The organism is Pseudomonas sp. GW821-FHT01E05 (assembly GCF_059422425.1).
The window spans coordinates 366225-377792 of record NZ_JBWKWW010000005.1; the positions used below are offsets into that span (position 1 = coordinate 366225).

Genomic DNA, 11568 nt, shown 5'->3' on the forward strand with positions numbered 1-11568 from the left:
TTTCCTTGCTTTGGTTGGGTTGCTCATTGCATCGCCTCTTGTCGGTTTTATCGGTGATTGCATAAAGACTCGAGCACAGTTAAGTCCAGTATTGCCCGCACCACAAATGGGGGTAAGACAATACTCAATCTCATTAGTCGTTTTGGTTCTTTGCATATACTCAAACATCACTTTTGCGCATAACTGCAAACTGGTATCGTGCCTCGGCTCCGTTGGGAGTGCGCGGCCGTGCGCGCAGATTTGCAGCCTGAGAACAGGACACCTATGTACGTATATGACGAGTACGATCAGCGGATCATCGAGGACCGCGTCAAGCAGTTCCGTGATCAGACCCGACGCTATCTGGCAGGCGAGCTGAGCGAAGAAGAATTCCGCCCCCTGCGCCTGCAAAATGGTCTTTATATCCAACGCTTTGCCCCGATGCTGCGGGTTGCCGTGCCCTATGGCCAACTGACTTCGCGCCAGGCGCGAATGATGGCCAGGATCGCTCGCGACTATGACAAGGGCTATGCCCACATCAGCACCCGGCAGAACGTGCAGTTCAACTGGCCGGCGCTGGAAGACATCCCGGATATCCTGGCTGAATTGGCAACCGTGCAGATGCACGCCATTCAAACCAGCGGTAACTGCCTGCGCAACGTCACCACCGACCAGTTCGCCGGTGTCGCTGCCGATGAATTGATCGATCCGCGCCCATGGTGCGAGATCGTTCGCCAGTGGACGACGTTCCACCCTGAATTCGCCTACCTGCCGCGCAAGTTCAAGATTGCCATCAACGGTTCGACCTCGGACCGCGCGGCCATTGAAGTCCACGATATCGGCCTTGAGCCGGTGCACAACGCCGCTGGCGAGCTGGGCTTCCGGGTGTTGGTGGGTGGCGGTCTGGGCCGGACGCCGGTGGTCGGCGCCTTCATCAATGAGTTCCTGCCGTGGCAAGACCTGTTGAGCTACCTCGACGCCATTTTGCGTGTTTACAACCGCTACGGCCGTCGTGACAACAAGTACAAGGCCCGGATCAAGATTCTGGTCAAGGCACTGACACCTGAAGTGTTCGCCGAAAAAGTCGACGCGGAAATGGCCCACCTTCGCGGCGGCCAAACCACGTTGACCGACGCCGAAGTGCATCGTGTCGCCAAGCACTTCGTCGACCCGGACTACAAAGCCCTGGTCGACCAGACCGAAGAGCTGGCCGAACTCGACAAACAGCATCCAGGTTTCGCCCGCTGGCGTACCCGCAACACCCTGGCGCACAAAAAGCCGGGTTATGTTGCCGTGACCCTGTCGCTGAAACCGACCGGCGTTGCCCCTGGCGATGTGACGGACAAGCAGCTGGACGCGATTGCAGATCTGGCCGACCGCTACAGCTTCGGTCAACTGCGCACCTCCCACGAGCAGAACATCATTCTCGCCGACGTCGAACAGAGCCAGTTGTTCGCCATGTGGGGCGAGTTGCGCGAGCACGGTTTCGCCACGCCGAACATCGGCCTGTTGACCGACATCATCTGCTGCCCGGGCGGTGACTTCTGCTCCCTGGCCAACGCCAAGTCGATCCCTATCGCCGAATCGATCCAGCGTCGTTTCGACGATCTGGACTACCTGTTCGATATCGGTGAGCTGGACCTGAACATTTCCGGCTGCATGAACGCCTGCGGTCACCACCACGTCGGCCATATCGGCATTCTCGGGGTGGACAAGAAAGGCGAAGAGTTCTACCAGGTCTCCCTCGGTGGCAGCGCCAGCCGCGATGCCAGCCTGGGCAAGATCCTCGGCCCATCCTTCGCCCAGGATGCAATGCCTGACGTGATCGAGAAGTTGATCGACGTGTACGTCGAACAACGTACTCCAGACGAGCGCTTCATCGACACTTACCAACGTATCGGCATTGACCTCTTCAAGGAGCGCGTCTATGCAACGAATAATTAAGAACAACGAGGTCGTCGACGAAACCTGGCACTTGCTGCCCAAGGACGCGACCCTCGACGGCATTTCCAACTGCGACGACCTGATCGTCCCGCTGGCCCTGTGGCGTGACCACGCTCACGCCCTCAAGGCCCGTGACGGCGGTCTGGGTGTCTGGCTGGACGCGGATGAAGAAGCCGAGGAAATCGGCGACGACATCGCAGACTTCCAGGTAATTGCCCTGAACTTTCCGGCCTTCACCGACGGCCGCAACTACTCCAACGCTCGCCTGCTGCGTGATCGTTTTGGCTACAAGGGTGAACTGCGGGCCATCGGCGACGTGCTGCGTGACCAGCTGTTCTACCTGCACCGTTGCGGCTTCGATGCCTACGCCTTGCGCGCAGACAAAGACCCGTACGAAGCCCTGGAAAGCCTCAAGGACTTCTCGGTGACCTATCAGGCCGCCACCGACGAACCGCTGCCGCTGTTCCGTCGACGCTAAACGACAGGCAAAAACAAAAAGCCCTGAAACCGGACATCCAGGTTTCAGGGCTTTTTTGTGTCTGCCAGATTAGTCCAATCCTACAGGGGAAGCAGCAAAGCGATTTACCAGAACCGCTGCTGCGTCAAACGACTCCACCAGCTCAACAACACACGATCGATCGAACCGCTCGCCGCCAGCCCCACGCGCTCTTGCAGGCTTTTGCGTTCGGCGTAGTGCAGGTGGTACAGCTCGGCGCCCTTGGCGCGTTCGGAGAGGTATTCGTCGCTGGTCTTCAGTTCGTCAACCAGTTGTTTGTCCAGTGCTGCAACACCCAGCCAGACTTCGCCAGTCGCCACTTCGTCGATGGCCAGTTGCGGGCGGTAGCGCGAGACGAAGTTCTTGAACAGTTGATGGGTGATGTCCAGTTCCTCCTGGAATTTCTCCCGGCCCTTCTCGGTGTTTTCGCCAAACACAGTCAGGGTGCGCTTGTACTCACCGGCGGTCAGTACCTCAAAGTCGATATCGTGCTTTTTCAGCAGGCGATTGACGTTGGGCAGCTGGGCCACCACACCGATCGAACCGAGGATGGCGAACGGCGCGCTGATGATCTTCTCGCCGATGCAGGCCATCATGTAGCCGCCGCTGGCTGCGACCTTGTCGATGCAGATGGTCAGCGGCACGCCAGCCTGACGGATTCGCGCCAGTTGCGAAGAAGCCAGACCGTAGCTGTGGACCATGCCGCCACCACTCTCAAGGCGCAGCACCACTTCATCCTTGGGCGTGGCGAGGGCCAACAGCGCGGTGATTTCGTGGCGCAAGCTTTCAGTGGCGGAGGCTCTGATGTCGCCGTCGAAATCTAGCACGAATACCCGTGGCTTGGCCTCCGGTTGTTTCTTCTGCTTTTTCTCGAGCTTGCCTTGGGATTTGCGCAAGGCCTTGAGTTGATCCTTGCTCAGCAAGGCCTGCTCGAGGCGCTCACGCAGCTCTTTATAAAAATCGTTGAGTTTGTTGACATGCAACTGGCCCCCAGCCTTGCGCCGGCCTTTGCTGCGCAGGGCCGCGAAACTGGCCAGGACCACCAGAATAGCGATGACCAAGGTGACGGTTTTAGCCAAAAAACTTGCGTACTCGGCAAGAAACTCCACAGGGACTCCTTAATACTGTGCGCCGCTGAACAATCGGGCGCGGGATACCTCAAGCATACCCATGCGCCCGCCTTACGGCCAGCCGTGAAACCTGCTGTAACGGGCCTCCAACGGACATTTCAAACAAGCGTATGTTTTTTCATTGACAGCCCACCGGCATCCTCATAACCTCGCAAAACTTACAACGCACCGGGACGACGCGGACGTGGGCAGCATCTACTTGATTCGACATGGCCAGGCCTCATTCGGTGCAGACGACTATGACGTGCTGTCACCGACCGGTATACGCCAGGCGCAAGTGCTCGGCAGCCACCTGGCTGAACTTGGCCTGAACTTCGATCGCTGTTTGTCGGGCGACTTGCGCCGGCAACAGCACACCGCCAGCTCGGCGCTTGAACAGTTCAGGGCCGTCGGCATGCCGGTTCCGCCCCTTGAAATCGACTCGGCCTTCAACGAGTTCGATGCCGACGCCATCATCCGCGCCCTGCTTCCAGGCCTGCTGCCGGATGAACCCGAAGCGCTGGATATCCTGCGCAATGCCACGCAAAACCGTGCAGAGTTCCAGCGGATCTTCGCCTTGATCATCGAACGCTGGCTCAGCGGCGCCTATGACACTCCGGGGCTGGAAAGCTGGCTGGGTTTTGTCGGGCGTGTCCAGGCAGGTTTGCAGCGCATCCTCGAACAAGCGGACAACACTCAGAAGATCGCCGTGTTTACTTCCGGCGGTACTATCACCGCCCTGCTCCACCTGATTACCCGAATGCCTGCCGCGCAGGCCTTTGAACTGAATTGGCAAATCGTCAACACCTCGCTCAACCTGATCAAGTTTCGTGATCGCGAGGTGACCCTGGCTTCCTTCAACAGTCATGCACATTTGCAACTGCTGAAGGCCCCGGAACTCATCACCTTCCGCTGAGTACCGGCTAACTGTGACCCTTGTTGTAATCACCCATAAAAGGATCGAACCATGACCTCCGTAGCTGACGCCGTACAAGCAATGAAAGCCAAGTTCAACCCAGCCGCCGCTGCGGGCCTGGACCTGGTATTCGGTTTTCGCATCGATGACACCAAAAACTTCTCGCTGGTCGTAAAAGACAGCACCTGCGAGCTGAAAGAAGGCGAAAACCCTGACGCCCAGGTTACTCTGGTGATGGACGGCGAAACCCTGGAAGGCATCGTCGACGGTTCGACCGACGGCATGCAGGCCTTCATGGGCGGCAAACTGCGCGCCGAAGGCGACATGATGCTGGCGATGAAGCTGAGCGAACTGTTCCCGTCCTGAGCACACGGCTCCCGGCCATCGGGAGCACATCCGGCTGCAAACGAATCCCGCCTTTATGGCGGGATTCGTGTATCCAAGGCCCGGACTTTTGCCTCATGAGTCGCTCAACTGCTCCACCAGAAAATCGGTAAGAGTCCGAATCTTTTTCGGCACATGTCGGGCACTCAGGTACACCGCATTGATCGTGATCGGCGGCGCACTCCAGTCCTCCAGCACCGTCACCAGCCTGCCTGCGGCCAACGCCTCGTCAACGATGAAGTTCGGCAACAAGGCAATCCCCATCCCCGCCTCTGCTGCCTGGGCCAGCAGATCGCCGTTGTTGGCGCTCATCGGTCCGTTCATTTGCACACGCTGAGATTCCTGGCCTCTACTTAACGCCAGGCTCACGCCGCTTTGCAGGTAGCAGTAACCCAGACATTGGTGTGCACTCAATTGCTGCGGCGTTTGCGGCGTACCCGATCGCGCCAGATAAGCTGGTGAGGCCACCAGCACCCGCGGGGCCGGAGCCAAAGGTCGAGTCAATAAAGACGAGTCCGGCAGGCTGGCAATCCGGATCGTGACATCAAAACCACCGCGCACCGGATCGACCTGCTGATCGCTGAGCACCAGTTGCAGTTCGACTTTCGGGTGCAACTCATGAAACACCGGGATCAGCGGCCCCAACCGCCGCAGACCGAACGACATCGGCGCATTGATCCGCAACACCCCACGCAACTCACCGATGCCGTCACGGGCGCCCTGGCTCAGGTTTGCTTTTGCAACAGTAATGCCACCAACGCGCTCCACCCGGTCTGATGACAAGCCCCCAAGCCGCGCCCGGTCTCGCCATGAAAGTACTCATGGAACAACAGCAGATCGCGACTGGCCGGATCGGCCTGCAATTGCGGATACCCGGACATCGACGGCCGGCAGCCGTTTTCGTCCAGTAGAAACAGCTTCGTCAGACGCTGACTCAAGCGGTCGGCGACCTCAGCCAGTGACGCAAAATAGCCCGACCCACTGGGGTATTCGACCGAAAAACTGTTGTCGTAGTAACGATGAAACTCACGCAATGAATCGATCAGCATGTAATTGATCGGCATCCACAGCGGCCCGCGCCAATTGGAGTTCCCGCCGTACAGCCGCGAGCCGGATTCCGCCGGTTCATAGCGGGCGCACAACGTATTACTGTTCATTTGCATGGCAAAAGGTTGGTCGGCGAAGGCTTTGGAGAGCGAGCGAATACCGAACTCGGAGAGAAATTCGGTTTCCTCGAGCATGCGTTTGAGCAAATCTTTGGTGCGCTCGCCACGCAGCAGCGCCAGCAGGAAGCGATTGCCTTCACCCGGCTCGGTCCAGCGTGAAACCAGATTGGCAAGGTCCGGGCGATGCCGTATGAATGCGAACAGACGCTCGCGCAAACCCGGCAATCCCTCGTGCTCATGCTGTTCCAGTACCTGCACCGCAAACAGCGGCATCAACCCGACAATGGAACGCAACCGCAGCGGTTCGCTCTGGCCGTCTGGACGGTGCAGAACGTCGTAGAAAAACCGGTCCTGTTCATCCCACAGCCCTTCAGAGGTGCTATCAACGCGGTTGATCGCCCCGGCGATGTACAGGAAGTGCTCGAAGAACTTCACTGCGATGTCGACATACACCGCGTTGCGCCTGGCCAGTTCAAGGGCGATGCGCATCAGGTCCAGGGAGTAGGCAGCAACCCACCCCGTACCGTCAGCCTGATCGAGCTGGTAGCCCGGTGGCAGCGCGGCTGAGCGGTCGAACAGCGCAATGTTGTCGAGCCCCAGAAAACCGCCCTGAAACAAGTTACGGCCCTCGGCATCCTTGCGGTTTACCCACCAGGAAAAATTCAACAGCAGTTTGTGGAAAATCCGCTCGAGGAAGTCCATGTCAGCGGTGCCGGTCAGGGCCTTATCGCGCTGATAAACCCGCCAGCAAGCCCAGGCATGGACCGGTGGATTGGCGTCGTCGAAGCGCCATTCGTAAGCCGGCAATTGGCCGTTGGGGTGCATGAAGCGGTCTTTGACCAATAGCAGCAACTGCTGCTTGGCGAAACCCGGATCAATCAACGCAAAGGCCACCGCCTGAAAGCCCAGGTCCCATGAGGCATACCACGGGTATTCCCAGGTATCCGGCATGGAGACGATGTCGAAATTGGAGAGATGCCGCCAATGGGTGTTGCGGATGTGGACACGCTGCGGGGGTGGCGACGGTTGGGTGGGATCACCGTCCAGCCATTGATTGACGTCGAAATAATACAGTTGCTTGGACCACAACAACCCGGCCAGTGCCTGGCGCTGAACATTGCGCGCGTCTGCATCGTCGAGGTCAGCTTGCAGCGCAGCGTAATAGTCGTCGGCCTCGGCACGCCGCTGCTCGAACAAGGTTCTGGCATTGACCCGCTCGGCGCCCGCCGGAGCCAGGCGCAGGAAGACATTTTTGCTTTCCCGTCCCGCGAGTTCCAGCGTGAAATGCGCCGCCATCCGTGTACCTGCATCGCGTCGTATGGCGCTGCCGGCGCCGTTGGCTATGTAGTCGTTGATTCCGTCCTTGAACGGTCCGGTTGCCATCAGGCCATTGAGTTTCGGAAAGTTGGTTTCGTTGTCGCAGAACAACCACTCGCAGCCTGGCTGCCCCCAGGCAGTGGCCTGCATGTCGGCTCGATGTGCGAGCCGCGCGATGACGTGCTCGCCGCTCAGGGCAAGACCTGGCTTGTGCCCATCAGCATCCCAGCTCCAGGTATTGCGCGCCCAGAGCTGCGGCAACACGCGCAAGCGCGCCGGTTGATCGGAACGGTTCTCTACTGTGACCCGCATGAAAATGTCATCCGGCGTGTGCTTGGCATACTCAACCGTTATATCGAAATAACGATCGTCCTCGAAGACCCCGGTGTCGAGGACTTCGTACTCGGTATCCGCAAGGCCGCGACGGGCGTTTTCGGTGACCAGATCATCATAGGGAAACGCCGCCTGAGGGTATTTGTAGAGCATGCGCATATAGGCATGACTCGGCACCCCGTCGAGGTAAAAATAGAGTTCTTTGACATCTTCGCCGTGGTTGCCCTCGGCATTGTTCAGACCGAACAACCGCTCCTTGATAATCGGGTCGCGTTCGTTCCATAACGCCAGCCCCAGGCACCAGTGCTGCGCCTTGTCCGAGAACCCCGCCAACCCGTCCTCGCCCCAGCGGTAGGCACGACTGCGGGCATGATCATGGGGGAAGTAGCGCCAGGCATCGCCATCGGCACTGTAGTCCTCGCGTACCGTGCCCCACTGCCGTTCACTCAAGTACGGCCCCCACTCACGCCAGCGATCGGCATCAACACCCGCCAGGCGTTGACCCTCAACCGTCTCGAGAATATTCGCTGCCGTCATGGGGACTTCCATGGGTTCGGGGTGATTTGCAGTGTAGTGCGTGCTGATCCTGTAGGAGCCGAGCTCGCTCGCGATAGCATCACCGCGGTGAAACAGACAGACCGCGCTGCCTGCGTAGCGAGCAATCGAGCGTCGACCGGCTGCTCCTACAGCACATACCGCGCTGTTGGTGTGCGGCAACGGCGGCTGTTGCTCTACACTGCAAAGCCTTTTGAATACCGGGATGCCCATGGACATCGATCTAGCCCGCACTTTCCTGGAGATCGTGCGCCACGGAAGTCTTGCCTCGGCAGCCGAGAAGCTGCATGTCACTCAGACCGCCATTACCGCACGCGTGCAAAAGCTCGAGAGTCAGCTCTCCTGCACTTTGTTCGTACGCAATCGCGCCGGTGCCCGGTTGACCCCGGATGGCGAAGCCTTTGTGGTCTATGCCAATCAATTGGTGCAGACCTGGGAAGCGGCCCGTCGCGATCTGCCGTTGCCTGACGGTTACCGTAACGTGCTGCATATCGGGGGTGAGGTCAGCCTGTGCAACCCGTTGATGCTCAGTTGGGCTCGCAAGTTGCGCGAAAAGATTCCAAGCCATGCGTTGCGCACGGAAATTCGCGATGGCGAAAACCTGTTGCGCCAGCTTGAGCTGGGAGTGCTGGACGCAGCCCTGGTCTATCAACCCGAATATTGGCCACGCCTGCAAGTCGAGCAGTTACTGGAAGAAAAGCTCATTCAGGTTCGGTTGGCGGCCAATCCGCAGCCGTATGTCTATATCGATTGGGGCAAAGACTTTCGGCGGCAACACGACGCTGCGCTGCCGGACAATGCAAAAGCCGCCATCAGCTTCAACCTCGGGCCATTGGCGTTGCAGTACATCCTCGAAAATGGCGGTTGCGGCTATTTCCGGACCCGAGTGGTGCAAAGCTATCTCGACAGCGGCGTACTGGAGCGGGTGCCCAAGGCACCGGAATTCAGTTACCCGACTTACCTGGTCTACTCACGGGATCGTGACTCGGCAACCTTGCAGCTGGCGTTCGAGCTGCTCAGAGAAGTGGTCAAGGCTGACGGTGACTGGTCTCAACGCTGGGATCCGCTGATTTGATAAGGATTAAGGCGAAATCTACGCCGATATCCAGGTTAACACCGGCCTTGCAGGAGCCGAGCTTGCTCGCGATGACATCACCACGGTGAAACAGACAGACCGCGCTGCCTGCATCGCGAGCAAGCTCGGCTCCTACAGCCCCCGCCTCGATCAACTTCGTCTTCCAGCCACTCGGCCAGCATCCGGTAACCATCGTGGGTGTCTGCGGGGCTGTAGGTGCGTTTGCATTGAATCATTGCGTTGCCTCGCTTGAACACCCATTCCGAATATCCATTCGCTGGATAATTCGGCTGGGGCTAATCTTCTTTCAATAACACTTAAAACAGGAGACCGCGGTGGGCCAGACCACTCAAGCATTGCGCATGCGTTATCGCGCCAGCATTCATCCACTCTACAACCCGTGGCTGCACGGTGGTTTTGTGCTGGTTTTTGGTCTGCTGTGCATCGGTTTTTTCTGGCACACCCTGGACCGGGTGCAGCCGCTGGAATGGTTGGCGGTACCCCTGACCTTGCTGTTTTTCAACGTTTGCATCTACACCGTGCATCGGCATCTGGGGCATCACAAAAAGTCATTTGCGCGAATGTTTTATGCGCGGCATACCGGTGACCACCACAGTTTTTTCGTGCCAGGCTACATGACCTATGACAGTGCCCGCGACTGGCGGGTGATTCTGTTCCCGGCCTGGCTGATCGTGTTGCACAGCCTGGTGATTACCCTGCCCGCCTGGTGGTTGCTCAAGCAGCTCAATGCCAACGTCGCCGGGCTGTTTGCCGGCTGCATGATTCTTGGTTATCTGGCCTATGAAGTGTTCCACGCCTGCGAGCATCTGCCGCACAGCAACCCACTCGCGCGCCTGCCGTGGATTCGCCAGATGCGCCGTCTGCATGAGCTGCATCACCGTCCCGAGCTGATGCAGGAATGCAATTTCAATATCGTTTTCCCACTGACGGACTATCTTTTCGGCACCCTGTATTGGGAGCCCGAACGCTCCCAATCAATCCCCCCGCCTCTGGCCCACTAACAACGGGATCGCCCATGCTGGCAATGTGTGAGATGACACAGTGGACTATCCCGGCCCAGACAGGAGTTATCATTTGATGAATCATTCCCCCCGTCGAGTCAAAATTCGCCACATTGTTCTGTTGCTGGTGATTGCCATCGCAGCATTCCTGCTGCTGGTACCGACCAAGGTGCAGCCGGTCAGTTGGACACCGTCAACTGCGTCATCACCGAGTAGCGGTGGGTAGAGAAACGGGCAAACGCAAAATAAGCCAGATATGAAAAGCCCGACTCAGGGGCCGGGCTTGTGCTAATGCCAGTCAGTCAGGTAACGCGCTCAAGCGTCGGACACCTCAGTTGTCAGTTTTTTCACGCACCTGCTCCGCATCATTCGCCGCTTCATCGTCCTCATCCAGCGAACGCAGTGCTTCGTTGTCCGGCAGTTCATCAGTACCCGGCGCGTTCTCTGGATGAACCGTCATACGTCCTGGACTCAAGGGTTGAGGGGACCTCTGCATCGGGTCATAACCGCCCTGCTCTTCACTGGGAAATCTTGGATGACTCATGGTCACCTCCCATGGAGCCTGAAAAATCAGTCCCTGATAGTTCGAGGCGTTAGCATTTATGGCCGTTCCATTTACTTGTTCATCGGTCATCGAGCCAATCTGGCGGGGTGCACAGGAGTCTGCGCAGCCTCGCTCAGGATTTCACAGATTCAGGATTGATTCTTCAACTGGTTGGATATCTGTTTTTTGATGTCCACACGCTTCTCTTTGAGCTTCTTCAGTTGATCATCAGCGAGCGCCGCAGCCTCAGCCTTCTGCACGTCGGCATCGATGCGTGTGTATTTCTCAAGCAACGAGTGGAGATGGGGATCGTTGGCGCTCTTTTCTTTAATGACGTCCTTCGTGCAGCCCAAATCCTGATAAAGGTCATGGTTCACCGGCATGGAACACCTCCGTTTGTTGATCGGTGGCAACCGCGTTTTATCGCAATTACCAGATATCAGCATGGCCTCGCCTATGCCCTTCTGTCGACCGTCAATCAGACCAGTGGTGCCCGTTCGTCAGTCCGCCGCACTTTGATGATCGGCTTGACCGAGAGATACCCAGCGGCTTCAAACCTCGATCAGATGCTTGAGCGGGTGATACTCAGACTTCAGCGTCGCAGCGACATCCAGAATCGCCTTCTCGATGCCCGCGAGATCAGCTTGCGAAATCAGTCGAGCAATACCGGATTGTTCAGGGTTTGCGCGAAGTAGATCAACTTGATCTGGATGGTCATCCCCTGATGA

11 protein-coding genes and 2 pseudogenes are annotated in these 11568 nt (G+C 58.0%); 7 read left to right on the forward strand and 6 right to left on the reverse strand.

From position 1 onward, the window contains the following. Positions 1-264: 264 nt before the first annotated feature. A complete protein-coding gene (locus tag AC07W5_RS13555; protein ID WP_495011472.1) occupies positions 265-1923 on the forward strand; it encodes a nitrite/sulfite reductase in 1659 nt (552 codons plus the stop codon). Next, positions 1907-2401 carry a DUF934 domain-containing protein gene (locus AC07W5_RS13560; RefSeq protein WP_494993290.1) on the forward strand — a complete coding sequence of 165 codons (495 nt, stop codon included), beginning with the start codon at positions 1907-1909 and terminating at the stop codon, positions 2399-2401. The genes AC07W5_RS13555 and AC07W5_RS13560 overlap by 17 nt, the downstream gene beginning before the upstream one ends. A 104-nt stretch (positions 2402-2505) precedes the next feature. Here AC07W5_RS13560 and sohB read toward each other — a convergent pair whose 3' ends face one another. Beyond that, positions 2506-3528 carry a protease SohB gene (sohB, locus tag AC07W5_RS13565; RefSeq protein WP_494993291.1) on the reverse strand — a complete coding sequence of 341 codons (1023 nt, stop codon included), beginning with the start codon at positions 3526-3528 and terminating at the stop codon, positions 2506-2508. A 205-nt stretch (positions 3529-3733) separates the two neighbouring features. Here sohB and AC07W5_RS13570 point away from each other — a divergent pair, with 205 nt between their 5' ends. Both AC07W5_RS13570 and AC07W5_RS13575 read left to right on the forward strand, forming a co-directional pair. Further along, positions 3734-4444, forward strand: a complete 711-nt coding sequence (locus AC07W5_RS13570) for a histidine phosphatase family protein (protein WP_494993292.1) — start codon at positions 3734-3736, stop codon at positions 4442-4444. A 51-nt stretch (positions 4445-4495) separates the two neighbouring features. Continuing rightward, positions 4496-4810 (forward strand): SCP2 sterol-binding domain-containing protein, encoded by a 315-nt coding sequence (locus tag AC07W5_RS13575; RefSeq protein ID WP_494993293.1) that lies wholly within the window; start codon positions 4496-4498, stop codon positions 4808-4810. A 93-nt stretch (positions 4811-4903) separates the two neighbouring features. Here the strand turns inward: AC07W5_RS13575 and AC07W5_RS13580 are convergent, their stop codons facing one another. Both AC07W5_RS13580 and AC07W5_RS13585 read right to left on the reverse strand, forming a co-directional pair. Next, positions 4904-5611 carry a substrate binding domain-containing protein gene (locus AC07W5_RS13580; RefSeq protein ID WP_495023582.1) on the reverse strand — a complete coding sequence of 236 codons (708 nt, stop codon included), beginning with the start codon at positions 5609-5611 and terminating at the stop codon, positions 4904-4906. Then, a complete protein-coding gene (locus tag AC07W5_RS13585; RefSeq protein WP_495023583.1) occupies positions 5554-8181 on the reverse strand; it encodes an MGH1-like glycoside hydrolase domain-containing protein in 2628 nt (875 codons plus the stop codon). Before AC07W5_RS13585 ends, AC07W5_RS13580 begins: the two co-directional genes overlap by 58 nt. A 229-nt stretch (positions 8182-8410) precedes the next feature. Here AC07W5_RS13585 and AC07W5_RS13590 point away from each other — a divergent pair, with 229 nt between their 5' ends. The 3 genes and pseudogenes from AC07W5_RS13590 (at position 8411) to AC07W5_RS13600 (ending at position 10522) form a co-directional block, all read left to right on the forward strand. After that, positions 8411-9274, forward strand: coding sequence for a LysR family transcriptional regulator (locus tag AC07W5_RS13590; RefSeq protein WP_494993296.1), 864 nt, complete (start codon positions 8411-8413; stop codon positions 9272-9274). A 335-nt stretch (positions 9275-9609) separates the two neighbouring features. Beyond that, positions 9610-10272, forward strand: a pseudogene (locus tag AC07W5_RS13595) (sterol desaturase family protein); the annotation flags it as partial. 100 nt (positions 10273-10372) lie between these two features. After that, positions 10373-10522 (forward strand): hypothetical protein, encoded by a 150-nt coding sequence (locus AC07W5_RS13600; protein ID WP_495011476.1) that lies wholly within the window; start codon positions 10373-10375, stop codon positions 10520-10522. Positions 10523-10627: 105 nt separating this feature from the next. Here AC07W5_RS13600 and AC07W5_RS13605 read toward each other — a convergent pair whose 3' ends face one another. The 3 genes and pseudogenes from AC07W5_RS13605 to AC07W5_RS13615 form a co-directional block, all read right to left on the reverse strand. Continuing rightward, complete coding sequence (locus AC07W5_RS13605; RefSeq protein ID WP_494993298.1) at positions 10628-10930, reverse strand: hypothetical protein; 303 nt, start codon at positions 10928-10930, stop codon at positions 10628-10630. A 59-nt stretch (positions 10931-10989) separates the two neighbouring features. Then, positions 10990-11223 carry a hypothetical protein gene (locus AC07W5_RS13610; protein WP_494993299.1) on the reverse strand — a complete coding sequence of 78 codons (234 nt, stop codon included), beginning with the start codon at positions 11221-11223 and terminating at the stop codon, positions 10990-10992. Positions 11224-11391: 168 nt separating this feature from the next. Further along, positions 11392-11478 (reverse strand): annotated as a pseudogene (locus AC07W5_RS13615) (GntR family transcriptional regulator); the annotation flags it as partial. Positions 11479-11568 lie beyond the last annotated feature (90 nt).